We start from the raw sequence: 25887 nt of genomic DNA on the forward strand, positions 1-25887 counted from the left end.
ATGGAAAATTTTTCTGAGGGGGATTTGCTATGAAGAAAAAGCTGCTTAACATGTTATTGGGAACTGCTCTTGTTATGAGTCTTGCTGCTTGTGGGGGCGGCGATGACGAAGCTGGAGGCGAAACAGCTGCAGCGGGGGATGCTGAAAAAATTTATTCGCAAAAATGTTCAAGCTGTCATGGCGGTGACTTAAAGGGTGGTATGGGACCTGACCTAACAGCAGTTGGAGCTAGTAAATCAAAAGATGAAATTGCCGGCATTATTAAGGATGGTACTGATGGCGGAATGCCAGCAGGCCTAATTGAAGGCGATGAACTAGACAAGGTTGCTGACTGGTTGGCAGCGAAAAAGTAAATGATGTAAGCGTTCTGTGAAAGTAGCAGAACGTTTTTTATTTTTGTGAATCTATGTTACTTTATTAAGATATTGTTAATTTTTGTCGAAAAATATTGGGTGTAAATAACAATTTATGTAGGTTTTGAAAAGAAACTGTAATATTTTTACCGCTTTTATTACGGGTATAGAGTGTTATAATTAATTGTGCGAAATCCTGCAGTATTTTGTCTAGGATTTTGTTTTTGTGCAAGAAAATAAGAGGTTGTTGTCGAATAATATTGTTTCGAAACTAACTTATAAAGGTGATCTAAATGATAGAAATGCAGGATGTATTTAAAAAATACCCAAATGGGGTTACAGCGATAAATGGAATAGATGTAAGGATTAATCAAGGTGAGTTTGTTTACGTGGTTGGTCCAAGTGGTGCAGGGAAATCTACGTTCATTAAAATGATGTATCGTGAGGAGATTCCAACCTCAGGAACGATTACGATGAATGGGGTTAACGTTGCAAAAATAAAGAATAAAAAAGTACCTATTTTCCGACGCAACCTTGGTGTTGTCTTTCAAGATTTTAAACTATTGCCAACGAAAACGGTTTATGAGAATGTGGCCTTTGCGCTTGAGGTTATTGAAGCTCAGCCTAAGTTTATTAAGAAGCGCGTAATGGAAGTCCTTGATCTCGTTAACCTTAAGCATAAAGCTAGAATGCTTCCGACAGAGTTATCCGGAGGGGAGCAGCAACGTGTTTCGATTGCACGTTCCATTGTTAACTCGCCTAAGATTGTCATAGCGGACGAACCTACAGGTAACCTTGACCCGGAGACATCATGGGAAATCATGAATATCTTTGAAGAAATTAATAACAGGGGTACCACAATCGTCATGGCAACACATAACAGAGAAATTGTTAACACAATCAAACATCGTGTTATTGCGATAGAAGCAGGAAAAATTGCACGTGATGAACAAAGAGGTGAATACGGTTATGAAAATTAGAACTCTTGGCCGTCATGCGCGTGAAAGCTTTAAGAGTATTGGCAGGAATGGCTGGATGACCTTCGCCTCAGTGAGTGCCGTAACGGTAACGCTCATTTTAGTTGGTGTCTTTTTCGTTATTATGATGAATCTCAATAAAGTGGCCCAAACCATTGAAGAGGATGTACAAATTCGCGTTCACATCGACGTTGCTGCGAATGAAGCAGACCAGCAAAAGTTAAAAGGTGAGATTGAAAGTATTCGAGAAGTTCAGAGTGTTAAGTTTTCATCCAAGGAGCAGGAACTTCAGGAACTCATTAAGAGTATGGGTGAGGATGGACAAGCATTTAAACTATTTGAACAAGACAATCCACTTAACGATGTATTTATCGTAAAAACGAAAAATCCACAGGATACAATGAAGGCAGCGAAGGAAATTGGAAAACTTGAGTATGTCACAAAAGCTGTTTACGGTAAGGGAACAGTTGAAAAACTATTTAACTTTATTAAAGCAAGCCGAAATGTCGGCATTGTATTAATCGCAGGGTTATTCTTTACCGCAGTCTTTTTAATTTCGAATACAATAAAAATTACCATTATTGCTAGACGTAGAGAAATTAAGATTATGAGACTGGTAGGAGCAACGAATAATTTTATTAGGTGGCCATTCTTCTTAGAAGGACTATGGCTTGGTATTCTTGGTGCTATCTTGCCAATTGTTTTAATTTCGATTGCATACTATAACGCTTATGAATATCTAGCACCAAAATTAGTGGGGAACTTTATTCAAATTCTTCCATTTAATCCGTTTGTGTACCAGGTATCCGGAGTTCTTATTTTAATGGGCGCTCTGATCGGAGTTTGGGGAAGTGTTATGTCAGTAAGAAAGTTCTTAAAGGTTTAAATTAAATTTATTCAGGAAGGGCAGTGAAAACAATGTCCTTCCTGATTACTCTTATGGATTTACACGTACATAGGGAGGGGAAATCGGACTTTGAAAAAATCAATACTAACTTTTACGGTTACAGGAACGATTCTGTTGAGCAGTGTTTTTGGAGGATTTGCTGAAGCTTCTATATCAAGTTTAAAGGACCAGCAAAATCAAATTGAAAAAGAAAAATCTGAATTATCATCTACTATAAATAATGCCGATCAACAGATTAATAGTTTAAATGAACAGCAGTCACATGTGAAAGAAGAAATGACACGCCTGGATTTTGCCATCGGTGATACGCATAAAAAAATTAGCGAGAAAACGGCTGAATTGGATAAAACTAAGGCAGAAATAACTAGACTTCAAGACGAAATAAAAGTTACCAAAGAGCGTATTGAAAAGCGAAATGATCTTTTGAAGCATCGCGCCCGAAACTATCAAGAAACAGGCGGAATGGTTAGTTACCTGGATGTATTAATGGGTTCACAGAACTTTAGTGATTTTATTGACCGTGCTAGTGCGGTGGCAACGATTATGCAGGCAGACCAGGATATTTTAAGACAGCATGAAGCGGATAAAAAGAGTCTAGAAGAAAATCAAGCTAAGTTAGAAAAAGAGCTTGCTAGCGTCCAAACGATTTTGGCTGAATTAGAAAAAATGAACATACAATTGAATGCGCAAAGAGCTGAAAAGGACCAGTTATTGGCTAATCTTGAACACCAAGAGGAAGAAATTCATGAGCACAAAATGGAACTTCAGGAAGAGGCACAATTACTTGCAGCTCAATCCGCAGCCATCGAAAAGGCCATTGCACTTGAGCAAAAACGCCAAGAGGAAGCAGCCGCCGCAGCAGCAGCCGCAGCAGCTGCTGCAAATAATAACTCCGGATCAGGTAGTGAAGGAGGGAATAGTACAGCAGCACCAGCACCAGCACCAGCACCAGCTGTATCAAGCGGGGCATTTACAATGCCAGCGAATGGAACCTTTACATCAGGTTTTGGAGCTCGATGGGGTACAATGCATTACGGTATTGATATAGCGAATAGTGCTGCAGGTGTTCCGATTTTTGCTGCTGCTGATGGCGTTGTGATTCAATCCTATTATTCTAGCAGTTATGGTAACGTCGTATTTATTGCCCATTCTGTAAATGGACAGACTTATACCACGGTTTCTGCTCATATGGAAACACGTTTTGTCAGCTCCGGAGCGGTTGTGAGTAAGGGGCAGCAAATTGGAATTATGGGTAACACTGGTGAGTCTACTGGTAAACATTTGCATTTTGAACTTCATAGAGGTCAATGGAATGCAAGCAAGAGTAACGCAATCAATCCAGTCGGAATTGTACCGATGCCATAATAAACTCAAGGGAGAAGCCACGCTTCTTCCTTTTTTTGTGCCCAAAACTGGACCTCAACTTTAAGGCATAACTCGTCCATCCCTTACATAATAGTTAATAAACGGGCAGGAATAGAGTCACTTTTTTCAATAATGATAGTCAATAGATGCTGCACATGAGGGGGAACAGGATGAATCGTAAATGGATTGCCCTAATGATGGTTGGATCGCTGCTTACGGGAGCAGGGGGCACATATGCAGGAATGCAGTGGTTTGATCAAACAGATAGTAACACAGCCCTTGAACAAACGTTACCAAAAACGGAAAAAGAAACACCTGCAACAAGTCAGGCTGATATGGAGGACCTTGCAAAGGTCAATCAGGCGTACGAGTTAATCTTAAGCCGTTATGTTGAAAAGGTAGATAGTGACACCCTGGTGGAGGGAGCCATTCAAGGAATGCTCACCGTCTTAGATGATCCCTATTCTGTTTATATGAATAAGGAAACAGCTCAGCAATTCAATCAAGCTTTAGAATCTTCTTTTGAAGGTATCGGAGCAGAAGTGGGGATGGTGGACGGAAAAATTGTCATTATTTCACCATTTAAAAATTCCCCAGCAGAAAAAGCAGGACTGAAGCCGAATGATGAGATATTGAAGGTAGACGGCAAAAGTGTTGAAGGTCTTGACCTCAATAAAGCGACGTTAAAAATACGCGGAAAAAAAGGAACAAAAGTAACGCTGGAAATCGAACGGAAGGGATTGAAGGAACCTCTTACCATTAAAGTGACTCGTGATGAAATTCCACTTGAGACCATTCATGCCTCTGTTAAAAAACAAGATGGGAAAAATATCGGATACATTGAAATTACTTCTTTCTCTCAAGATACTTCGGCCAATTTTAAAGAGGAGCTATCTTCCTTAGAGAAGAAAGATATTGAGGGATTAATCATAGATGTCCGTGGAAACCCTGGTGGTTTGCTTGTAAGCGTTGAGGATATCCTAAAAGAATTTGTTACAAAAGATAAGCCAATTATTCAAATTGAACAAAGAAATGGAGATAAGGAACGTCATTTCTCTACTCTTACGGAGAAAAAAGAATATCCAGTAGCCGTCCTCATTAACAAAGGCAGTGCGTCAGCCTCGGAAATATTAGCAGGAGCCTTAAAAGAAGCCGGTGGTTACCAATTGGTCGGAGAAACCACTTTCGGTAAAGGAACGGTACAGCAGGCTGTTCCGATGGGAGATGGCAGCAATATTAAGCTAACTCTATATAAATGGCTGACACCGGATGGAAACTGGATTCACAAAAAAGGGATTAAACCGGACATTGAAGTTAAACAACCAGCCATCTTTAATACACATCCTCTTCAAATTGAAGAACCGCTTAAAGAGGATATGAACAATGAGCAGGTAAAAAATGCGCAAGAGATATTAGAAGGTTTAGGGTTTGCTCCTGGACGTACTGATGGTTATTTTAGTGCTGAAACAAGCACAGCAGTAAAAGCCTTCCAGCAGAATCACGATTTGCAGCCAACCGGAAAAATTGACGCAAAAACGGCTGCTAAGCTTGAAGAAGAGGCAATAAAAGAAATGAAAAAAGAGAAAAACGACATTCAGCTGCAAACGGCATTGAGACTAATCTCAAAATAAACTAGCGAACAGGGACAATATGTCTCTGTTTTTCTTTGCGACAAAAAACTAAGAAACTAGTTGAATATGTCGAGAATTTCCGTGGAAATATTGTTGAATACCAAAGAATGAACAGATAACCAGGATAAACTAAACATAAATATATCCTATTTCTCCTGATATTTCGACATTTTTTTATTTTTTCAAGAAACTAGCAATAGGTTTTATTCCTGTATTTTGGTAAAATAATCATTAGAGCTAGATTCGTAGAATTTATGATAGAGGCAGGTGGCAGAGATTGGTGCAATTATGGCTTTTTGAGCTGTTAAAAGGGACGGGAAGACTCTTTCTTCATCCTGTATTTTACTATCTCATTTTCCTTTCCGGAATTCTGGGAGTTTCAAGGGTAAAAAGGGAGCGGAAAAATTTCCATACAAGGACCTTTGATGCTTATTTTGAACTTCGGCAGCTGTTCCCATTAGGTTTAATTTTGGGTCTTGTGCTCTCCATAGTCACAGTTACCGCTGGTCTTAGCGTTCCATTTGCAGCCATCCTTCTAATCGTTGTCTTTACGCTATTATGGAGTTTAACAACTAATACCCGGTTAATGTCGCCAGTCTACACGGTGGGTGCAGCATTTTTCGGAATTATTTTAATCGCTGAATATGACTGGAATGTTCCATTTTTTAAAGAGGCATTTCAAGGTATAGATGAAAAGGTCTATCCTTCTGTGGTGATCCTGTTGGCACTTCTATTAATTTCTGAAGGAATACTTATTAGTAGAAATGCAAGTATTGGATCCTCTCCCAAACTGGTAAAGAGCAAGCGAGGGCAGAGTGTCGGTGCTCATGAAGTGAAACGACTCTGGCTGGTGCCTGTGTTTCTGCTTATCCCCGGGGATGTTCTGACACTGCCATTTTCGTTCTGGCCGGTCTTCCATATTGGAGCGGAGTCCTACTCACTGATCCTTGTTCCGTTTGCTGTCGGTTTTAACCAGCAAATTCAAGGCATGCTGCCAAAACAGTCTATTCAACATCATGGACGTAAAGTAATAACATTGGGAATTTTAACATTGATACTATCTGTTATCGGTTATTGGTACCCGCTAATCTCTATTGTAGTGGCAGCTATTGCGATTATCGGTCGTGAACTCATTTCATTAATGCAGCGATTGAAGGATGATAATTTACCGTTTTACTTTTCTAAGAAAAACAACGGCTTAATGATTATTGGGATTATTCCTGAATCACCTGCTGATAAAATGGGACTTCAGGTAGGAGAGTTAATTTCAAAAGTTAATGGTGTTGCTATTCGTGATGAACAAGTTTTTTATGAAGCATTACAAAAAAATCGAGCCCATTGTAAGCTTGAGGTGTTAGATATAAATGGCGAGGTCCGTTTTGTTCAACGTGCATTGTATGAAGGTGACCATTACGAGTTAGGTATACTGTTTGTACAAGATCAAAAGAAATATGATGAAAAAATAGGGTAAAGAATGAAGTCAAAGGATGATAGTTCTTTGGCTTTTTTTCTCGAAATAGGATTCTAAACCAGCATGTTTACGGTATATTTGGAGACCGGAGAGCTAAACCTAAAATGGGAAATTCATATCCAAGAAAGGTGGTTTAGCCATATGATTAGTTTTTTAGACTTTTACACTCCAGTGAATATTAACTTTGAAGGAGTTTCAGCAATTGTTTTTTATTTTACGGTCTATTCCTTGATGGGGTGGCTATTAGAAAATAGCTATAGTTATGTTACTAAGCGTCAATTTTTCAAGCCGAATTTTTTTCATGGACCTTTTAAGCCGATGTATGGTTTTGCCCCTGTTATCTTGGTTTATCTAATTGGTCCTGAAACAAACTGGGGTTTTGTCCTTTTGCTGTGTTTTTTTATTCCTACATTGATCGAGTATATAAGTGGTGCATTACTTCAGAAGTTTTTTCAACGTCAGTGGTGGGACTATTCGGATATGCCGATGCAAATACACGGACATATTTGTCTGCCATTTTCTCTTTGCTGGATCCTGCTATCCTTCGCCTGTTTAAAGTGGGTTCACCCTGCTATTGTTTCTTTTTATGGAGCAGCTGAAATATTGTGGACTTGGATATGGCCAGCGATTATCTTATATTTCATAGCTGAACTGGCTTTGTCCATTCGCAGACACGCTATCCAAGCCCTAGATAAAGCAGAGTCACCTAATCCAATACAATAATCAATTCACTCCTTCTACTCAATAAAGAAGGAGTGTTTTTTTGAAAGGCTCTTTTAAAACTGAATGTTGATTTCACTGCGTTTAGAAAATAAGCGGAGAATTTCCGTTTAAATTGGGAAATACCCATATTTCCTTAAAAATAAGCGGAGTTTTTCCGCTTATTGTATCTAAATCCTTGGATTTTGTCTTATTTAAAGCAGTTAACCGGAATATCTCCGCTTATATCTGCTTCTTAAGCTTCCTCTATATACAATAGCCGGAAATTCTCCGCCTATGAATTCTCAACCCTATACGAAAATCAACAATGAATAATAACAGAGCCTTTTGAAAAAATAATTTTGTTTGACATTCAAACATCGATTTGAATATCATATAATCAAATAAAGATTTGAATGTATGAGGTGATAGAATGAAGGACCGCGATATTTGCGAGGTAACTTGCGTTGATGACCATAAAACTACAAGACTGCAGCCCTTAGTTGAAAAAAGCAATATTTCTGAGGTAACCAAGATATTTAAAGCTTTGTCCGATGAAACACGCATGAAAATAGCCTATGCGCTTACACTTGAAGATGAGCTCTGTGTATGTGATGTCGCCACTATTGTGGGTGCTACAACGGCCACAGCTTCCCATCATTTACGTCACTTAAAAAGTATGGGACTTGCAAAATATCGTAAGGAAGGAAAGTTAGTCTATTATTCTCTTGATGATGATCATGTAAAGCAACTCATTCACATTGCCTTTGAACATCAACAGGAGGTTGCAGGTCGAGAGTAAATGAAAATAAACGTATCACTAAATAGAGATAAGAAAAAACTAAGAGACAACGCTAGTTGGGAGAGATATTTATGGGACACCATCACCACCATGGACATTCTCATGGACACGGGCATTCACATACAAGTAATAAAAAGGCACTGTTAAGTTCATTTATTTTGATTGCCGCTTTTATGGTAGTCGAAGTCATTGGGGGGATTTTAACCAATAGCTTAGCCTTATTATCTGATGCGGGACATATGCTGAGTGATGCAGCCGCACTTGGACTTAGCTTTTTTGCGATTAAGCTTGGGGAAAAACAGGTTTCACAGGAAAAAACGTACGGATACAAGCGCTTCGAAATCATTGCTGCTGCATTAAACGGGATAACCCTAATCGTTATTTCCTTATATATATTTTATGAAGCATTTCAGCGTTTCTTTGCTCCTCCTGAAGTGCAAAGTACGGGAATGTTAATGATTTCTATTACAGGATTAGTGGTAAATATCATCGCTGCGTGGATTTTAATGAGTGGTGACAAGGATGATAACCTGAATGTCCGAAGTGCCTTTTTACATGTGCTTGGTGATATGCTCGGATCTGTCGGAGCGATTGTAGCCGCCTTGCTGATCATGTTTTTCGGCTGGAGTATTGCTGACCCAATTGCCAGTGTGATTGTCGCTGTTTTAATCATTATTAGTGGTTTCCGTGTTACAAGAGATTCTTTCCATATCCTAATGGAAGGTGCACCGACACAAATTGATACCCGGCAGGTTAAAGAGGCATTGAGTACAATCCCATTCGTGAAAGAAGTCCATGATTTACACATTTGGACGATAACTTCAGGCTATCCAGTATTGAGCTGCCATATTACCATTTTAGATGAAGCAGTCCATGATGAAATACTCGCTCGTTCTCAAAAAATTCTTCATGATGAATTTCATATCGAACATAGTACAATACAAGTCGAAAAAGCAGAAGTTGGTTGCCCTAGTCCGCATGGAACATGTAACTGATAAAATTCAACATGTTTTTGTTGCAATTTTGTGAATTAATTTCTAAAATATATACACAGTAATGTATGAATGAGGTGGACCCCTTGGCTATTGAATATGTATCGGCACTTATATTGCCTGGCTTACTCGTATTGCTATTTACCCGGGTCACATACAATCGGCTCATTGGCTTAGCCTTAACCGTTGGACTCATTGCTGCTTCTGTTTATAAAGGCTATACGAACACATTCCTGCTCATCGTAGTCGATGCTTTTTCGCTTACAGCTGGATTCTGGCTAGCTGAAAAAATGAAACCACGAGTTTTCAAAAAAACGTAAACACACATCTTAGATGTTAAGTCTGTCAACTATATGACAGGCTTTTTTGCTTATTAGATAAAATGGGCTCGCGAGTCAATTAAACTTGGCGATTTCGCGAATAATTGCATTTTTTCAATTAAATACCAAATTACACAAAAAAATCGAATGTTCGTTCGCATATTAGTGGTTTGTTTTGGAGGAATTGTGTTAGAATGATACTATTAGAATTTCAGGACACCTTTTCTAGCGCCATCCCGGTCCACTTGCACGTTTTTTGCTAGAAATGATTATTTTTCGGGAGGAAAATCAGTGAAGGATCAATTTGAATTAGTTTCGAAATACTCACCTCAGGGAGATCAGCCTGAAGCGATTCGACAGTTAGTTCAAGGAATAAAGGATAACAAACGTTATCAAACATTACTTGGCGCCACTGGAACAGGTAAGACATTTACGGTTTCAAACGTGATAAAAGAGGTAAATAAGCCGACACTCGTTATTGCTCATAACAAAACGTTAGCAGGTCAGCTATACAGCGAGTTTAAGGAGTTTTTTCCAAATAATGCTGTTGAGTATTTTGTTAGTTACTATGATTACTTTCAGCCGGAAGCCTATGTGCCTTCGACAGATACATTTATTGAAAAAGATGCCAGTATTAATGATGAAATAGATAAACTTCGGCACTCGGCAACATCCGCCTTATTTGAGCGGAAAGATGTTATTATTATCGCCAGTGTATCGTGTATATATGGTCTCGGTTCACCTGAAGAATACCGGGAAATGGTGCTGTCACTAAGGACAGGTATGGAGATTGAACGCAACCATCTTCTGCACCGTTTGGTTGATATTCAATATGAAAGAAATGATATTGATTTTAAACGTGGTACGTTCCGAGTTCGCGGGGATGTGGTGGAAATATTCCCTGTGTCACGTGATGAGCATTGTGTTCGCGTCGAATTTTTTGGCGATGAAGTAGATCGCATTCGTGAGGTAGACGCCTTAACGGGGGAAATTATCGGCGAACGTGACCATATTGCGATTTTTCCTGCCTCCCACTTCGTAACGAGAGAAGAAAAAATGAGAATCGCCATTGAGAACATTGAAAAAGAACTCGAAGAACGGCTAGAAGAGCTCCGTGCAGATAATAAATTGCTCGAAGCACAGCGTATCGAACAGAGGACGCGTTATGATCTTGAAATGATGCGTGAGATGGGCTTTTGCTCAGGGATTGAAAACTACTCACGTCATCTGACATTGAGACCTGCAGGTTCCACACCTTATACCCTGCTCGATTATTTTCCAGAAGATTTTCTCTTGGTCGTCGATGAGTCACATGTTACTCTGCCGCAAGTAAGAGGAATGTTCAATGGTGACCGAGCACGGAAACAGGTGCTTGTTGACCACGGCTTCCGTCTGCCATCTGCGCTTGATAACCGGCCGTTGACCTTTGATGAATTTGAAAAACATATTCACAATGCCATCTTTGTCTCAGCAACACCAGGTCCATTTGAGCTAGAGCATACTCCGGAAATGGTTCAGCAAATCATTCGGCCAACTGGATTGTTGGATCCAACGATTGAGGTGCGTCCGATTGAGGGGCAAATCGACGACATCATTGGTGAAATCCAGGAGCGAATCAAGAAGAATGAACGGGTGCTTATAACGACGCTCACAAAGAAAATGTCAGAGGACTTAACGGACTATTTAAAAGAAATTGGAATTAAAGTCCAATATTTGCATTCAGAAGTGAAAACACTTGAACGCATTGAGATTATTCGCGAACTGCGGCTCGGTAAGTATGATGTTCTCGTCGGGATTAACCTGCTTAGAGAAGGACTTGATATCCCTGAGGTTTCACTTATAACGATACTCGATGCCGATAAGGAAGGCTTCCTCCGTTCAGAACGTTCCTTAATCCAAACCATCGGACGTGCTGCCCGTAATGCCAATGGGCATGTCATCTTGTATGCGGACAAAATAACCAATTCGATGGAAATCGCAATAAATGTAACAAGAGAGCGCCGCAAAATTCAAGAGGAATTCAATAAAAAGCACGGTATTACGCCTATGACAATCCAAAAGGGAATTCGTGAGGCAATTCGTGCCACGCATGCTGCTGAAGAGCAGGAAGAATACAAACCATCAGCAGCTTTTGGTAAGATGTCGAAGAAGGAAAGAGATAAGTTAATTGCAACCATGGAAAAAGAAATGAGAGAAGAAGCGAAAGCGCTTAATTTTGAACGTGCTGCTGAGCTTCGTGATTTATTACTAGAGTTAAAAGCGGAAGGATGACGTAACCATGGCGATGGATAAATTGATTGTTAAAGGCGCCAGAGCCCATAACTTGAAAAATGTAGATGTCACCATTCCGAGAGATAAGCTTGTTGTTTTAACGGGACTTTCTGGTTCTGGAAAGTCCTCACTTGCTTTTGATACGATTTACGCAGAAGGGCAGCGCCGCTATGTGGAATCACTATCTGCATACGCGCGACAATTCTTAGGGCAGATGGATAAACCTGATGTGGATTCCATTGAAGGGTTATCTCCTGCGATTTCAATTGATCAAAAAACAACAAGTAAAAACCCACGTTCCACTGTGGGGACGGTGACGGAGATTTATGATTATTTGCGATTACTTTTTGCCCGTGTTGGCAGGCCAACTTGTCCAATCCATAATATTGAAATTTCCTCCCAAACGATTGAACAAATGGTTGACCGAATCATGGAATACCCAGAGCGAACCAAAATGCAAATCCTTGCTCCGGTCATTTCCGGACGAAAAGGGATGCATGTTAAGGTTTTCGAGGATATTAAAAAGCAGGGGTTTGTTCGTGTTCGTGTCAACGGGGAAATGCTAGACCTCGGTGAAGAAATTGTTTTAGATAAGAATAAAAAACATTCGATTGAGGTTGTTATTGACCGGATTGTTGTAAAGGAAGGAATTACAGCAAGAATTGCTGATTCTCTCGAAACGGCCCTACGGCTTGGAGAAGGAAAGGTGATTGTCGATGTAATTGGCGAAGAGGAACTTCTTTTCAGTGAAAACCATGCCTGTCCACATTGTGGTTTTTCAATCGGAGAGTTAGAACCGCGAATGTTTTCGTTCAATAGCCCTTTTGGTGCATGTCCTGAGTGTGATGGTCTAGGGTCGAAGCTTGAGGTAGATGTTGATCTTGTCATTCCGAATAAGGAATTAACATTGAAACAACATGCCATTGCTCCGTGGGAGCCAACTAGTTCGCAATATTATCCGCAGCTGCTTGAAGCAGTTTGCAACCATTATGGTGTCGATATGGACATGCCGTTCAAGGATATTCCTCAACACCTGATCGATAAAGTTCTTTATGGCTCCAAAGGTGACAAAATCTATTTCCGCTATGAAAATGATTTTGGACAGATCCGAGAGGGGAATATAGAATTTGAGGGTGTCATACGGAATGTAGAACGCCGTTACAAAGAGACTAGTTCTGATTGGATCCGGGAGCAAATGGAGAAATACATGGGTGAGCAGCCATGCCATGTCTGTAAAGGTCATCGTTTGAAGAAAGAAACGTTAGCTGTGTTAATTTCAGGACGGCATATTTCCCACGTAACAGGGTTTTCCATTGAAGAAGCTCACCACTTTTTTAATGAACTAACCTTAACCGAGAAAGAACATCAGATTGCCAAATTAATTTTAAATGAAATTAACGAGCGTCTCGGGTTCTTAATGAATGTAGGACTTGATTATTTGAGCTTAGGGCGAGCTTCTGGGACCCTTTCCGGTGGAGAAGCACAACGGATTCGTTTGGCAACTCAAATCGGTTCTAAGTTAACGGGAGTTCTTTATATTTTAGACGAACCGTCGATTGGGCTTCATCAGCGTGATAATGACCGCTTAATCGGGACACTTCAAAACATGCGGGATATTGGAAACACGTTGATTGTGGTTGAACATGATGAAGACACCATGCTTGCGGCCGATTACTTAATCGATATTGGACCAGGCGCTGGGGTTCATGGCGGGCAAATCATTTCAGCTGGTTCACCTCAAGAAGTAATGGCTGACCCTAATTCATTAACAGGCCAGTATCTAGCTGGTAAAAAGTTTATTCCCCTGCCAATCGAACGTCGTAAGCCTGATGGAAGGTATATCGAGATTAAGGGTGCTGCTGAGAACAATTTGCGAAATGTGAATGTAAAGATTCCTTTAGGGATATTTATCGCTGTGACGGGCGTTTCGGGATCAGGGAAAAGTACTTTAATCAATGAAATTCTCCTTAAAACACTATCTCAAAAGCTTAACCGTGCGAAAACAAAGCCTGGTGAACATAAGGATATCTTAGGTATTGAGCATTTAGATAAGGTAATTGACATTGACCAATCTCCAATTGGCCGAACACCTCGTTCTAACCCGGCGACTTACACGGGGGTATTTGATGATATCCGTGATTTGTTTTCGACAACGAACGAAGCGAAGGTACGCGGTTATAAAAAAGGACGTTTTAGCTTTAATGTGAAGGGCGGCCGCTGTGAGGCTTGCCGTGGCGATGGAATTATTAAAATCGAAATGCATTTCCTGCCTGACGTTTATGTACCATGTGAGGTCTGCCAAGGCAAACGCTATAATCGTGAAACGCTGGAAGTGAAGTATAAAGGAAAGAATATCTCTGAAATTCTTGATATGACCGTTGAAGCGGCAGTAGAATTTTTTGAGAATGTTCCTAAAATTAGTCGAAAGCTGCAAACCATTAAAGATGTTGGTTTAGGTTATATTACACTTGGTCAGCCTGCTACCACCTTATCAGGAGGGGAAGCCCAGCGTGTGAAACTGGCTTCTGAGCTTCATAAACGTTCAAATGGCAAATCTTTCTACATTTTAGATGAACCGACAACTGGACTTCATGTCGACGATATTTCTAGATTGTTAGTTGTACTTCAGCGACTCGTTGAAAATGGTGACACCGTCCTAGTGATTGAACATAATTTAGATGTGATTAAAGCAACGGACTATATCATTGATCTCGGCCCAGAGGGTGGAGACAAAGGTGGAACGATTGTGGCTACAGGTAAACCGGAAAAGGTGGCAGAAGTGCCAGAATCATATACAGGCAGATATTTAAAACCAATCTTAGAGCGTGATCGGTTACGAATGAAAGAACAAATACATGAAAAAGAAACCATCGGAAAAAGCTAAAACCTTGAGTTTTAGCTTTTTTATTTGTAGGTTCTGTTATGATTCATTGTTGATTTTCGTGTAAGGTATGAGAATTCATAGGCGGAGAATTTCCGGTTAATGTATATAGAGGAAGCTTAAGAAGCAGATTTAAGCGGAGATATTCCGGTTAACTGCTCTAAATAAGACAAAAACTAAAGATTTGGATCATATAAACGGAAAAACTCCGCTTGTTTTTAAGGAAATATGGGTATTTTCAATTTAGCCGGAATTTTTCCGTTTATTTTTCAAACACAGTAAATCAACATCAGGCTTTGACAAAGCTTATTTGTAAAAAAATTGAATCTTTCTCCATTTCTATACGTAAATAACGATTAAGGGGAGTGATGAAGGATGGATACTAGAAAAGTTCTTTCAGGATTATGTTACTTTAGTATTTTCTTTGCAGGAATTCTTTTTCCACTTGTTGTCATGTTTGCTTCTGGGGATGATGTAACAAAAAGTCATGCGAAAAAAGCATTTTTATCTCATTTAATACCACTGATTCCAGTACCGCTTCTACTATTCGCTATATTTAGTGATATAAATACCGTTAACAATGACGGAATTCCTGTTTTTGCACTTGTTACGGCAGGGATTATGATCTTAGTTAGTCTTATTGTCACCATCTGGAATGTGATAAAAGGCGTAAAAGCCTTGATGATGGAATAGGATTTTTAAAGAATACATTTATTGGGGTGGATAAAGATGAAGGAAGAACGCAAAAGAATTTTAAAGATGGTGGAAGAAGGAAAGTTGAACGTTGACGAAGCGTTAACACTATTAGAGGAGCTTGAAAAGGCTGGCCAAAGTATGGAACAAAAACAAGAACAAATAGCTCAAGAGATTACAACAGCCTTTAAATTTGAAGAGGCAAAAAAAGAAGAAGCGTCGCAAAGCAAAGTTCACTCAACAAAGGAAAAGATTTTTGATTTTGTCGACACAGCGTTGAAAAAAATTAAGGACCTTGATTTTGATTTGAATTTTGGTCAGTCTGTGGAAATTTCACACATTTTTCATCAGGGCGATGTATACTTACGCGATATGGATATTGACCTCGCCAACGGATCACTTAAACTGGTTCCATGGGACCAAAACGATGTTCGAATTGAGTGCCAAGCAAAAGTGTACCGTGTAGAAAACGCTGACAAAGCACGGGAAAACTTTTTAAAGGATGTAATGTTTGCGATAGATGGTCAAAAGCTGCGGTTCATGACACAGCAAAAATGGATGAAAGTCGACGCAGTGGTTTATGTTCCACAGGCAGAATATGAGCGTGTTCGTATTCGAATGTTTAATGGTCCAATTTCAGGAGAAGAATTAACGATTAGTGATTTGCGCATGAAAACGGCTAATGGAAAAATTGAGCTATCACGCTTAAATGGAAAAAAGGCCGAAGTCGAAACAGCTAATGGCCATATTACAGTGCAAACCAGCACGATCGATAATCTTGAGGTAGAAACGATTAACGGCGCGATTAAGCTTGATGGCGACTTTAGAAAGGTAGAAACACAGACCTTAAATGGAAATACTGCTTATAACTTAACCGGAAATCGGTGTGAATTCATTGCGGCTAAAGCGACTACGGGCGGGGTTGATTTGTTTATTCCCGATGGAGTGGCGGCGAGCGGTGAGTTAAAGACAAATCTTGGCGGCTTCAATATTAAGCTCGATGGAATTCAGGTTCTTGAGGAAAAAAGTGAAATGATTCAAAAACTGCTTCGCTTTCAGTCGGTTGATCATCCAGATCACATGTTAAAGATATTTGTCGATACCAAAACTGGATCCATTACACTTCATAAATCCAATGAGGTTAACAATTAATAGGAGACATGATAAATGAAATGGTTCATTGGAATCTTAATAAATGCGGTATTGTTCATGGCAATAGCGGGCTATTTTTCTGAGAGTTTTGTATTAGAAGGCTTTGGGGCTGCAGTTGGCGCAAGCTTCCTACTTTCAATCATAAATATCATTGTCCGCCCGATTCTAGTTATATTAACCTTACCTGCAACTGTTTTAACATTAGGGTTTTTCCTGTTTGTCATCAATGCGATAACCCTAGAAATAACTGATTACTTAATGGGTGATTCGTTTGAAATCGCAGGTTTTGGAATGGCACTCCTAGCAGCAGTCATCATGTCGATTGTCACGCTGGTTCTGAACAAAACGATACTTAAATCCTCCAAAGAAAAATAAAGAAGCAAATGGTTATGCCATTTGCTTTTTAACACTTTATAGGACTGTGGTAAGACTTGAGGCAAATGGCGGGCCATTTGCTTTTTTAACGTTTCATCGTATGAACAAATCGATACCGGTCTGCTCGAAAAGTAGATTTAACCAACTCGAAAGGAACTTCATTTTGTAAATAAGATATTCGCTCAATCAAGAGGATGGGATCCCCGATTGTAATTCCAAGTGTTTCTGCGTCATGACTATTAGCAATTGAAGCTTCGATTTCCTGAGTTGCTTCACTTATGGAGAGAGATAAATGTTCTTCAATGTATTGATAGAGAGAGAGATTACTGTTTTCTGCTGTCAGTCCGGGAACAAGCTCAACTGGAATATAGGCCGTTTCCAGTGCCATTGGAGCACCATCAGCTAAACGAATCCGCTTGATTTTATATACAGAGTCATTTTCTTCAATTCTAAGGTCACCAGCTGTTTTTTTGTCAGCAGGGATGATTTGAAAAGACAAAAGAGTGCTGCTCGGATTCATACCTCTTGAAAGCATATCCTCTGTAAAACTTGTCATTCCCTGAAGTTCTTGTTCCACCTTTTTCTTATTTACAAATGTTCCTTTGCCTTTTTGTCTTTTTAGATAACCTTCCGAGACCAAATTGTTGATTGCTTGTCTGACCGTCATGCGGCTAATTTGGAATCTTTCTGCAAATTCCCTTTCCGAAGGAATGACAGTCTCTTCCTGTAAAATACCACTCTCGATTTGTTGTTTAATGTGTTCTTCAAGTTGATGATAGATGGGGACCGGTGAATTTTTATTGATCATCCAAAACACTCCTTGCGAAAAGGACTAGATATATTTTAACGCTTCTCTATCTGCAATTACTGTGACATTTTGATGGTGCTTTAATGCAGAAGCAGGGAATTCCTCGCTTACTTCTCCGTTTATGAATTTGAGTAGTGCTTCTGCTTTTCTTTCTCCGGATACTAGCAGCAGAATTTCCTTGCTTTCAAGTATGGAAGCAATGCCCATTGTTATGGCATGTGTAGGCACTTCTTCAAGAGAGTTGAAAAATCTTGAATTTGCCTCTCTAGTATTTTCAGCTAGCGTGACGATATGTGTCCGGCTGCTAAATGATGTACCTGGTTCATTAAAACCAATATGTCCATTTTGCCCAATCCCCAAAATTTGAAGGTCAACCCCTCCAAGCTCTTTTATTAGCTGTTCATAGCGAAGACATTCCAGTTCCAAATCATTGGCCACTCCATTCGGAATATGTGTATGATTTCCACTGAAATCCAAATGATTAAACAAATTTTGTCTCATGAAATAATGGTAACTGTTAGAATCCTGTGCTTTCAGGCCAATATATTCATCTAAGTTGACAGATTTCACCTGTTGATAACTAGTCCCGTTCGCCTTATGATCTTGAATTAAATAATTATATACACCTTTTGGAGTGCTCCCGGTTGCCAATCCCAGCGTTAGGCTTGGGTTAGAGCGGACTTTATCAACAATGATTTTTCCAGCCTCTATGCTCATTTCTTCATAATTTTCTGTACGAATTAATTTCACGTCATTACCCCTTTTTATATGCGATTTCCCCACGACAGAAGGTCATTTCAACTTGATATTCATTGGAAAGAATCGTTATATCTGCATCTTTACCTGCCGAAATACTGCCTTTTCGGTCATAGACGTTTAATTGTTTGGCAGGATTCACACTGGCCATTTGAACAGCTTGTGATAACGTAATCTCTGCTGCTTCCAGGATGTTTTTGATAGATTCGTTCATTTTTAAAATACTGCCAGCCAGTGTTCCGTCTTCAAGAAGTGCTTTTCCATCTGCAACAGATACATCTTGTCCACCAAGATCATAGATCCCGTTTTTAAGGCACTTTGCCCTCATAGCGTCTGTTATCAAAATCATACCCTCAGTTCCTTTAGCATTGATAACTAGCCTCATAACCTCAGGACGTACATGAATCCCGTCTGCAATTAGCTCAACCATTAGTTCTTTAAAAATAAGAGCAGATCCGGCGACACCTGGTTCGCGGTGATGTATCCCGCGCATGCCATTAAATAAATGTGTCACCTGTTTTGCACCAGCTTGAACGGCTTTTTCCATTTCCTCGTGGATTGCATCACTGTGACCGATAGAAGCAATAACACCCGTTTCATGTAAATAACGAACAAAATTTGTCCCATTCTCTAGTTCAGGAGCGACGGTTACCAGTTTAATGCTGCCATCAGCTAGGTCTTGCCAGTGTTTAAATAATTCAATATCAGGATCAATGATATATTCCTTCGGCTGTGCGCCGGCACGTTTTTTATTAATAAAGGGTCCCTCTAAATGAATACCGAGTACATCTGCTTTACCAGGACCATTATCACCTTTAAGATAATGTGCCGCATTTTTTAAGGCGTTTTCAATATTGTCGTGTTTTTGGGTAATCGTCGTCGCTAAAAAACTCGTTGTTCCTTCAGCGGGGAGTGCTTTAGCCATAGTTGTTAAGGACTCAATTGTCGCATCCATCGTATCCGCACCTGCAGCTCCATGAATGTGTACGTCTATGAAGCCTGGAACGACAGTTTGATTCTCAGCAATTTCTATTTTTTTTACCTTGTTTAAATGGGAAGGAAGGGCATTAATCGAACCAATCTCTTGAATTTTGCCATTTTCTAAAAAAACATAGATTGATTCTGCCACTTCATTTTCTAGTACTGCTTTGCCATGAACCAGTAAAAGTAGGCTCAACATCTTTCATCTCCATTTCAAAAGAATTACCTCTATGAGATTATTATAGTTCCTAGTGGAATAGTTGTCTATACCAGTTATACGCTGTACTCTATTTTATTTTTCCGAAAAATAAAGAATATATGAAAAAAGAATAACCTTCCATATGGTTATGAAAATAAATTAAATAGTGCTAAAATAGGAAGAAATTAAATTAAACTTTAGCATGATAACTGTCAAGCTGTTGCACGATGAGTGCTAGAAGCTTTTCGATAAGGAGGAAAACTTTTGCCAAAGGTACGTACGAAGGATATTTTTGAAAGATTCCAACTGGAATTGATTAGCGGTGAAGAAGGAATTAATCGTCCGATTACGATGAGTGATATTTCGAGGCCTGGAATTGAAATAGCTGGATACTTCGAATATTATCCCGCAGAACGAATTCAACTATTAGGAAAAACGGAACTTTCCTTCTTTGCAGAATTACCAGAAAATGAACGTATCTCAAGGATGGAGCGTTTATGTACAGACATTACACCTGCGATCATCGTTACTAGAGGGTTGGATATACCGCCAGAACTGATTGAAGCCTCAGAGCGTGAATCTGTACCGGTACTTCGTTCAAACATGAAAACAACTCGTTTTTCCAGCCGTCTAACGAATTTTTTAGAAAGTAAGCTGGCACCAACAACAGCGGTTCATGGAGTTTTAGTTGATATCTATGGAATTGGCGTTTTAATTACTGGAAAAAGCGGCGTTGGTAAAAGTGAAACAGCATTGGAACTCGTTAAACGCGGTCACCGCCTTGTGGCTGACGACTGTGTCGAAATTCGTCAGGAAGACCAAGATACGCTCGTTGGAACCTCACCAGATTTAATAGAGCATTTATTAGAAATTCGCGGACTCGGCATTATTAATGTCATGACTCTTTTTGGCGCTGGTGCTGTCCGCAGTAATAAACGCATAACTCTAGTTATTAACCTTGAAATTTGGGATTCCAGTAAGCAATACGACCGCCTTGGTTTAGATGAAGAAAAAATGAAAATCATTGATACGGAAGTTACAAAGATCACCGTTCCAGTTCGTCCTGGGCGAAATCTGTCTGTTATCATTGAAGTAGCTGCAATGAATTATCGTTTAAAAAGAATGGGCGTGAATGCGGCCCAGCAATTTACAGAGCGTTTATCTGATGTTATTGAAGATGGAGACCACGATGACTAATTTTATAAAGGAGAAAAGGAATGAATTCAACTATACAGCCGCTTGATCCAATTGCATTTAGCTTAGGACCGATTCAAGTGCACTGGTATGGCCTTATTATTGGCTGCGGTTTAGCATTGGCACTGTTTCTAGCTATTCGGGAAGGTGATAGAAGAGGGCTCCCAAAGGATACATTTGCAGATTTAATGCTTTGGGCGATCCCGATTGCCATCCTTTCAGCGCGTTTATATTACGTTATTTTTGAATGGGGCTATTATTCCGAGCACCCAGGGCAAATCATTCAGATATGGAATGGCGGCATTGCCATCCATGGAGCTTTAATTGGTTCAGTCGCAACAGCATATGTTTTCGCTAAAAAGCGCGGGATTTCTTTCTGGAAAATTGCCGATATTGCAGCGCCTAGTATTATTTTAGGTCAAGCCATCGGCCGCTGGGGGAACTTCGTGAATCAGGAAGCACACGGAGGCGAAGTGTCTAGAACTTTCCTCGAAAATCTGCAGCTGCCTGAATTTATTATTAATCAAATGTATATAAATGGCGCTTACTATCATCCAACGTTTTTATATGAATCTGTATGGAATATCCTAGGATTTATTCTATTAATAGTCCTTAGACGTGTGAATCTGCGTCGCGGAGAACTTTTCCTTTCTTATGTGATTTGGTATTCTATTGGCCGTTTCTTCATAGAAGGATTAAGAACAGATAGTTTAATGCTGGGCGGACTTCGAATGGCACAAACCATTTCCATCGCGTTGATTATCGGTGCAGTGATCATCCTGATATACCGCCGCAAAAAGAATCTAGCAGAAGACAGATACTTAGACAAAAACAATCAAGCTTTTACGCACTAAAGAGGAGATTTTGGAGAAATGATTAACTCGATTAAAAAGGGTTTTCAGGTGGGGATTAAGACAACATGGACCTTGGGGAAAATTATTTTTCCAGTAACCCTTATTGTAGCAGTGCTGCAGTATACGCCTATCCTGCCGTGGGTTATTAAATTAATAGCGCCGCTGATGAGGCTGTTTGGATTGTCAGGAGATGCCGCAATACCACTGGTCTTGGGGAATTTCTTAAACCTATATGCCTCCATTGGAGCGATTTTAACACTTGATTTAACGGTGAAGGAAGTTTTTATATTAGCTGTAATGCTCTCATTTTCTCATAATCTAATTGTTGAATCTGGCGTTGCTCTGAAGGTTGGTATTAAGCTTTGGCTTGTATTGGTTACAAGGCTGGGGCTTGCGTTTGTTTCTGCAATTGTGATTAACCTAGTTTGGCAGGGAGGCAGTGAAACTGCTAAGTATGGGATGATCCAAGCGCAAAGTGATGAGCAAGTTTCAGGAATTGGTTCCATTTTACTCGCAGCGATTGAAAAAGCGGGACTTGGGATTCTGCAGTTAGCGCTGATTGTCATTCCGTTAATGATTGTTATTCAAATTTTAAAAGACCTGCAATGGCTCAAGAAGTTCTCAAAGGGGATGTCGCCCATCACTAGGAGTCTAGGGATGAATGAAAATACTTCTACCACAATGGCAGCTGGATTGTTATTTGGGCTTGCCTACGGTGCAGGTGTTGTCATTCAGGCAGTAGAGGAAGATGGAGTGAGTAAAAAGGATTTAACACTTGCTTTTATTTTTCTAATGGCCTGCCATGCTGTAGTCGAGGATACGCTTATCTTTATCCCGCTGGGTATTCCGGTCTGGCCGCTCTTTTTAATACGGCTGGGTGTAGCCATTGCCTTAACATTGATCGTCGGGTTCATCTGGAAACGGTCAGGCATCATGAGTAGAAAAGGAGCAGAACCAACATATGAAAAGTAATATTAACACAATACTATTTGATTTAGATGGAACGTTAATTGATACCAATGAACTTATCATTTCCACTTATTTACACACACTTGAAAAATACTTTCCAGGTAAATATACAAGGGAAGATGTCCTGCCATTTTTAGGCCCAACCCTTCATGAAGTTTTTGGAGCGATGGATCCAGAGCGAGTGGAGGAAATGGTGATAGAATATCGCACCTACAATTTAGCCAATCACGATGCATTGGTGAAAGAATTTGTGGGAGTTATGGAAACCATTGAGACATTAAAGAAAAAGGGTTACAAACTGGGAATTGTAACAACGAAACGTGAGGATGTAGCTTTTAAAGGACTTCGCTTGATGAAACTAGATCCCTTTTTTGATGTCATGATTGCTTACGATCATGTGAAAAAAGTTAAACCAGACCCTGAACCGATTTTCTTGGCTCTTGAAAAGTTAGATTCAAAGCCAGAGGAAGCTTTAATGGTAGGCGATAATTTTCATGATGTACTAGCTGGGAAAAATGCAGGGACGAAAACAGCTGGTGTCTCTTGGTCGATAAAAGGAAGAGAGTATCTGGCTAAATATGAACCTGATTACATGTTAGAGAATATGAGGGATTTATTAACAATTCTCGGAGAGGGATAAGAATGAGGAAGACCACCCGCTACCCTGTTGAAGGGGCTAACTCCTTGTGGCATGTCTATAAAACGGTTCCTTTCTTGAAGGTTGTAAAGAATTTTATTGTCATTCAACTTGCCCGTTACACTCCATTTCTAGGGATGAAAAATTGGCTTTATCGCACGTTTTTAGGACTGAAGGTCGGCGAGCAAACATCCTTTGCCTTAATGGTCATGCTCGATGTGATGTTTCCTGAGAAAATCAGTGTCGGACGCAACACAGTAATTGGGTACAACACAACGATATTGGCTCATGAATATTTAATAAAAGAGTATCGCCTTGGTCCTGTTGATATTGGCAGTGAAGTGATGATTGGTGCGAATTCAACCATCCTCCCTGGGGTAACGATTGGTGACGGTGCCATCGTTTCTGCTGGTACACTCGTCCATAAAGATGTCCCTGCTGGTGCATTCGTCGGCGGCAACCCTATGCGGGTCATCTACTCAAAAGAAGAAATGGAAAAAAGATGGGCAGAAGACCCGATTTATGGGAAAAATAAATAATGAAACGTGAGGCTGGGTTTTTGAACCTGGCTTTTTTTTACATAATGATGGATTCTGCGGGTATACGTGGATTGAATCCAAAAATCGCAGGATTATGCCCAATTCTCGCGGGAATTTCATTCATGAAACTGCGGGAATAATCACATAAACCCGCGAATTATCAGTTTTCAGTTGACGGATATTATCCAAAAAGGTAAACTTTAATTTATTAGCATATTAGCGAACTAAAGGATTCTGAAAATAAAGGATGATTGAAATGAGCCGTTTATTTATGTTTGAAAAGCCTTTAGGCATGAGAGATACGCTTCCGGAACTATATGAAAAAAAGCACCGTGTACGTACTTTGATGGAAGACGCGATTAAACAATGGGGATATCAATTTATCGAAACACCTACCCTAGAATATTATGAAACCGTTGGAACAGCCTCCGCGATCCTTGACTCGGAGCTTTTCAAATTACTTGATAAAGATGGGCATACCCTCGTACTTCGCCCTGATATGACGTCACCGATTGCCAGGGTAGCAGCTTCACGTCTGTTAGAAAATGATCTTCCGCTTCGCTTGGCCTATGCCGGAAATGTATACCGCGCGCAGCAGCGAGAAGGCGGCAGACCTGCAGAGTTTGAGCAGATTGGTGTGGAATATATTAATGACGATACGGTTTCAAGCGACGGCGAAGCAATCGCTTTGCTCGTATCCTCGTTAAAGCAGGCCGGATTGAGTCAATTTCAAGTTTCTGTAGGACATATCGGCTTTGCACAAGAATTATTTAAGCAAATTTTAGGAACCAATGGACGTGCTAACGCACTCAGAAGGTTTTTATATGAAAAGAACTTTGTTGGTTATCGTGAGCAAGTAAACTCTTATTCACTATCTTCAATTGATAAAAAAAGACTGTTACAATTGCTCGAATTAAGAGGCGACGCTGAGGTAATTGGAAAAGCTCTTGATATCGTTGAAGATGGCTATGGAAAAGAATCACTTATACAACTGAAGGAATTATGGGATGTAATCACGGATTATGGTCTCGAAGATTACGTGAAATTTGATTTTACGATTGTCAGCCATATGAGTTATTACTCCGGAATTTTATTTGAGGCATATGCAGGGAATGTCGGTTTTCCGATTGGAAATGGCGGACGTTACGGATTAATAGAGAAGTTTGGAAAAAAAGCCAGTGCAACTGGTTTTGCAGTTAGACTCGATAAACTTTTGGAGGCTATGGGCCCACAAGAGGTCAGCAATTCTGTAGAGTGTATCTTTTTCAGCCAGGAACGACGAAAGGAAGCCTTTCAATTGGCTGAAACTATGAAGGCAGAGGGAAAGAAAACCGTTCTGCAAGACATTAATGGTGTGAAGAATCTCGATGCTTTTACAAAGAAGTTTGCCAATACCACCTTTTTAATCGGGGGGGCTTAAGATGAATACAAAATTAACGATTGCGATGCCAAAAGGAAGAATTTTTGAAGAAGCTTTAGATTTGCTCCGAAAAGCAGGCTACAATCTGCCTCCTGAATTCGATGATTCACGAAAATTAATCCTTGATGTTGAAGCGGAAGACATGCGTTTCATATTAGCAAAGCCTATGGATGTGGCTACATACGTTGAGCATGGGGTTGCAGATGTAGGTATTGCAGGTAAGGACGTATTACTTGAAGAAGAACGAGATGTTTATGAATTGCTGGATTTGAAAATCAGTGCCTGCTATCTGGCAGTTGCCGGCCTCCCTGGGACACAGATGAACGATGTGGCACCGAAAGTGGCAACGAAATATCCGAATGTGGCGGCTGCTTATTTCCGCGAGCAAGGTGAACAAGTCGAAATCATTAAATTAAATGGTTCGATTGAGCTTGCACCGTTAATTGGATTAGCGGACCGAATCGTTGACATCGTTTCGACTGGGAGAACGCTGGTTGAAAACGGGCTTGTTGAATATGAAAGAATTAAAGATGTTACATCAAGGCTTATCGTTAATCCTGTTAGTTACCGGATTAAAGATGAACGCATTAACGAATTGGTTACAAGATTAAGCACCGTTGTCTCCTTGGAGGTAAAATAGT

Annotated in this window: 25 protein-coding genes; 22 read left to right on the forward strand and 3 right to left on the reverse strand. The window is 40.0% G+C overall.

Annotated elements, in window-relative coordinates; all coding sequences use genetic code 11:
• Window positions 1-29 precede the first annotated feature (29 nt).
• The 15 genes from cccB to QFZ28_RS06465 all read left to right on the forward strand — a co-directional run bounded on the left by cccB (window position 30) and on the right by QFZ28_RS06465 (window position 16889).
• Window positions 30-353, forward strand: coding sequence for a cytochrome c551 (cccB, locus tag QFZ28_RS06395; RefSeq protein ID WP_307193877.1), 324 nt, complete (start codon window positions 30-32; stop codon window positions 351-353).
• A gap of 293 nt (window positions 354-646) precedes the next feature.
• The gene (gene ftsE / locus QFZ28_RS06400; protein ID WP_307193878.1) at window positions 647-1333 is read left to right on the forward strand and encodes a cell division ATP-binding protein FtsE; all 687 of its coding nucleotides are present in this window, start codon (window positions 647-649) and stop codon (window positions 1331-1333) included.
• Window positions 1323-2216, forward strand: coding sequence for a permease-like cell division protein FtsX (gene ftsX, locus QFZ28_RS06405; RefSeq protein WP_307193879.1), 894 nt, complete (start codon window positions 1323-1325; stop codon window positions 2214-2216). Before ftsE ends, ftsX begins: the two co-directional genes overlap by 11 nt.
• Before the next feature lie 90 nt (window positions 2217-2306).
• Window positions 2307-3602: a murein hydrolase activator EnvC family protein gene (locus tag QFZ28_RS06410; protein WP_307193880.1), complete on the forward strand. Its 1296-nt coding sequence runs from the start codon at window positions 2307-2309 to the stop codon at window positions 3600-3602.
• A gap of 170 nt (window positions 3603-3772) precedes the next feature.
• The gene (locus tag QFZ28_RS06415) at window positions 3773-5233 is read left to right on the forward strand and encodes a S41 family peptidase (protein ID WP_307193881.1); all 1461 of its coding nucleotides are present in this window, start codon (window positions 3773-3775) and stop codon (window positions 5231-5233) included.
• 277 nt (window positions 5234-5510) lie between these two features.
• A complete protein-coding gene (locus QFZ28_RS06420) occupies window positions 5511-6704 on the forward strand; it encodes a PDZ domain-containing protein (RefSeq protein ID WP_307193882.1) in 1194 nt (397 codons plus the stop codon).
• Between the two features lie 141 nt (window positions 6705-6845).
• Window positions 6846-7427, forward strand: a complete 582-nt coding sequence (locus QFZ28_RS06425; protein ID WP_307193883.1) for a putative ABC transporter permease — start codon at window positions 6846-6848, stop codon at window positions 7425-7427.
• Between the two features lie 409 nt (window positions 7428-7836).
• Window positions 7837-8205, forward strand: a complete 369-nt coding sequence (locus QFZ28_RS06430) for an ArsR/SmtB family transcription factor (RefSeq protein ID WP_307193884.1) — start codon at window positions 7837-7839, stop codon at window positions 8203-8205.
• A 71-nt stretch (window positions 8206-8276) separates the two neighbouring features.
• A complete protein-coding gene (locus tag QFZ28_RS06435; RefSeq protein WP_307193885.1) occupies window positions 8277-9200 on the forward strand; it encodes a cation diffusion facilitator family transporter in 924 nt (307 codons plus the stop codon).
• A gap of 83 nt (window positions 9201-9283) precedes the next feature.
• A complete protein-coding gene (locus QFZ28_RS06440) occupies window positions 9284-9517 on the forward strand; it encodes a DUF2198 family protein (RefSeq protein WP_307193886.1) in 234 nt (77 codons plus the stop codon).
• 291 nt (window positions 9518-9808) lie between these two features.
• Window positions 9809-11788 (forward strand): excinuclease ABC subunit UvrB, encoded by a 1980-nt coding sequence (gene uvrB / locus QFZ28_RS06445; RefSeq protein WP_307193887.1) that lies wholly within the window; start codon window positions 9809-9811, stop codon window positions 11786-11788.
• A gap of 7 nt (window positions 11789-11795) precedes the next feature.
• Entirely contained in the window at window positions 11796-14672 is a 2877-nt protein-coding gene (uvrA, locus tag QFZ28_RS06450) for an excinuclease ABC subunit UvrA (RefSeq protein ID WP_307193888.1), read from the forward strand.
• 372 nt (window positions 14673-15044) lie between these two features.
• Complete coding sequence (locus QFZ28_RS06455) at window positions 15045-15362, forward strand: DUF4870 domain-containing protein (protein WP_307193889.1); 318 nt, start codon at window positions 15045-15047, stop codon at window positions 15360-15362.
• A gap of 36 nt (window positions 15363-15398) precedes the next feature.
• On the forward strand, window positions 15399-16514 hold the full coding sequence (locus tag QFZ28_RS06460; RefSeq protein ID WP_307193890.1) for a DUF4097 family beta strand repeat-containing protein: 1116 nt from the start codon (window positions 15399-15401) through the stop codon (window positions 16512-16514).
• Window positions 16515-16529: 15 nt separating this feature from the next.
• Window positions 16530-16889: a phage holin family protein gene (locus tag QFZ28_RS06465; protein WP_307193891.1), complete on the forward strand. Its 360-nt coding sequence runs from the start codon at window positions 16530-16532 to the stop codon at window positions 16887-16889.
• An 85-nt stretch (window positions 16890-16974) separates the two neighbouring features.
• On the opposite strand, the gene QFZ28_RS06470 is transcribed toward QFZ28_RS06465, so the two are convergent.
• The 3 genes from QFZ28_RS06470 to nagA are packed head-to-tail and all read right to left on the reverse strand — an operon-like array spanning window position 16975 to window position 19633.
• Entirely contained in the window at window positions 16975-17697 is a 723-nt protein-coding gene (locus tag QFZ28_RS06470) for a GntR family transcriptional regulator (protein ID WP_307193892.1), read from the reverse strand.
• 24 nt (window positions 17698-17721) lie between these two features.
• Complete coding sequence (gene nagB, locus QFZ28_RS06475; RefSeq protein ID WP_307193893.1) at window positions 17722-18447, reverse strand: glucosamine-6-phosphate deaminase; 726 nt, start codon at window positions 18445-18447, stop codon at window positions 17722-17724.
• Window positions 18448-18451: 4 nt separating this feature from the next.
• The gene (gene nagA, locus QFZ28_RS06480; protein ID WP_307193894.1) at window positions 18452-19633 is read right to left on the reverse strand and encodes an N-acetylglucosamine-6-phosphate deacetylase; all 1182 of its coding nucleotides are present in this window, start codon (window positions 19631-19633) and stop codon (window positions 18452-18454) included.
• A 264-nt stretch (window positions 19634-19897) separates the two neighbouring features.
• Between nagA and hprK the strand changes: the two genes are divergently transcribed.
• The 7 genes from hprK to hisG all read left to right on the forward strand — a co-directional run bounded on the left by hprK (window position 19898) and on the right by hisG (window position 25886).
• Window positions 19898-20830, forward strand: coding sequence for an HPr(Ser) kinase/phosphatase (gene hprK, locus QFZ28_RS06485; protein WP_307193895.1), 933 nt, complete (start codon window positions 19898-19900; stop codon window positions 20828-20830).
• Between the two features lie 20 nt (window positions 20831-20850).
• Window positions 20851-21681: a prolipoprotein diacylglyceryl transferase gene (gene lgt / locus QFZ28_RS06490; protein ID WP_307193896.1), complete on the forward strand. Its 831-nt coding sequence runs from the start codon at window positions 20851-20853 to the stop codon at window positions 21679-21681.
• Between the two features lie 18 nt (window positions 21682-21699).
• Window positions 21700-22653, forward strand: a complete 954-nt coding sequence (locus tag QFZ28_RS06495; protein WP_307193897.1) for a nucleoside recognition domain-containing protein — start codon at window positions 21700-21702, stop codon at window positions 22651-22653.
• Window positions 22643-23290, forward strand: a complete 648-nt coding sequence (ppaX, locus tag QFZ28_RS06500) for a pyrophosphatase PpaX (protein WP_307193898.1) — start codon at window positions 22643-22645, stop codon at window positions 23288-23290. The genes QFZ28_RS06495 and ppaX overlap by 11 nt, the downstream gene beginning before the upstream one ends.
• A 2-nt stretch (window positions 23291-23292) precedes the next feature.
• On the forward strand, window positions 23293-23826 hold the full coding sequence (locus QFZ28_RS06505; RefSeq protein WP_307193899.1) for an acyltransferase: 534 nt from the start codon (window positions 23293-23295) through the stop codon (window positions 23824-23826).
• A gap of 256 nt (window positions 23827-24082) precedes the next feature.
• A complete protein-coding gene (locus QFZ28_RS06510; protein WP_307193900.1) occupies window positions 24083-25246 on the forward strand; it encodes an ATP phosphoribosyltransferase regulatory subunit in 1164 nt (387 codons plus the stop codon).
• 1 nt (window position 25247) lies between these two features.
• Complete coding sequence (gene hisG, locus QFZ28_RS06515) at window positions 25248-25886, forward strand: ATP phosphoribosyltransferase (protein WP_307193901.1); 639 nt, start codon at window positions 25248-25250, stop codon at window positions 25884-25886.
• Window position 25887: the final 1 nt, after the last annotated feature.

This window comes from Neobacillus niacini, from assembly GCF_030817695.1.
Classification (GTDB): domain Bacteria; phylum Bacillota; class Bacilli; order Bacillales; family Cytobacillaceae; genus Neobacillus; species Neobacillus niacini_F.

Excerpts from the sequence above, each read along its gene's own strand:
- cccB (WP_307193877.1), top strand. The coding sequence starts at position 30 with ATGAAGAAAAAGCTGCTTAACATGTTATTGGGAACTGCTCTTGTTATG.
- ftsE (WP_307193878.1), top strand. The coding sequence starts at position 647 with ATGATAGAAATGCAGGATGTATTTAAAAAATACCCAAATGGGGTTACA.
- ftsX (WP_307193879.1), top strand. The coding sequence starts at position 1,323 with ATGAAAATTAGAACTCTTGGCCGTCATGCGCGTGAAAGCTTTAAGAGT.
- QFZ28_RS06415 (WP_307193881.1), top strand. The coding sequence starts at position 3,773 with ATGAATCGTAAATGGATTGCCCTAATGATGGTTGGATCGCTGCTTACG.
- QFZ28_RS06425 (WP_307193883.1), top strand. The coding sequence starts at position 6,846 with ATGATTAGTTTTTTAGACTTTTACACTCCAGTGAATATTAACTTTGAA.
- QFZ28_RS06430 (WP_307193884.1), top strand. The coding sequence starts at position 7,837 with ATGAAGGACCGCGATATTTGCGAGGTAACTTGCGTTGATGACCATAAA.
- QFZ28_RS06435 (WP_307193885.1), top strand. The coding sequence starts at position 8,277 with ATGGGACACCATCACCACCATGGACATTCTCATGGACACGGGCATTCA.
- uvrA (WP_307193888.1), top strand. The coding sequence starts at position 11,796 with ATGGCGATGGATAAATTGATTGTTAAAGGCGCCAGAGCCCATAACTTG.
- QFZ28_RS06455 (WP_307193889.1), top strand. The coding sequence starts at position 15,045 with ATGGATACTAGAAAAGTTCTTTCAGGATTATGTTACTTTAGTATTTTC.
- QFZ28_RS06460 (WP_307193890.1), top strand. The coding sequence starts at position 15,399 with ATGAAGGAAGAACGCAAAAGAATTTTAAAGATGGTGGAAGAAGGAAAG.
- QFZ28_RS06465 (WP_307193891.1), top strand. The coding sequence starts at position 16,530 with ATGAAATGGTTCATTGGAATCTTAATAAATGCGGTATTGTTCATGGCA.
- QFZ28_RS06470 (WP_307193892.1), bottom strand. The coding sequence starts at position 17,697 with ATGATCAATAAAAATTCACCGGTCCCCATCTATCATCAACTTGAAGAA.
- nagA (WP_307193894.1), bottom strand. The coding sequence starts at position 19,633 with ATGTTGAGCCTACTTTTACTGGTTCATGGCAAAGCAGTACTAGAAAAT.
- lgt (WP_307193896.1), top strand. The coding sequence starts at position 20,851 with ATGAATTCAACTATACAGCCGCTTGATCCAATTGCATTTAGCTTAGGA.
- QFZ28_RS06495 (WP_307193897.1), top strand. The coding sequence starts at position 21,700 with ATGATTAACTCGATTAAAAAGGGTTTTCAGGTGGGGATTAAGACAACA.
- ppaX (WP_307193898.1), top strand. The coding sequence starts at position 22,643 with ATGAAAAGTAATATTAACACAATACTATTTGATTTAGATGGAACGTTA.
- QFZ28_RS06505 (WP_307193899.1), top strand. The coding sequence starts at position 23,293 with ATGAGGAAGACCACCCGCTACCCTGTTGAAGGGGCTAACTCCTTGTGG.
- QFZ28_RS06510 (WP_307193900.1), top strand. The coding sequence starts at position 24,083 with ATGAGCCGTTTATTTATGTTTGAAAAGCCTTTAGGCATGAGAGATACG.
- hisG (WP_307193901.1), top strand. The coding sequence starts at position 25,248 with ATGAATACAAAATTAACGATTGCGATGCCAAAAGGAAGAATTTTTGAA.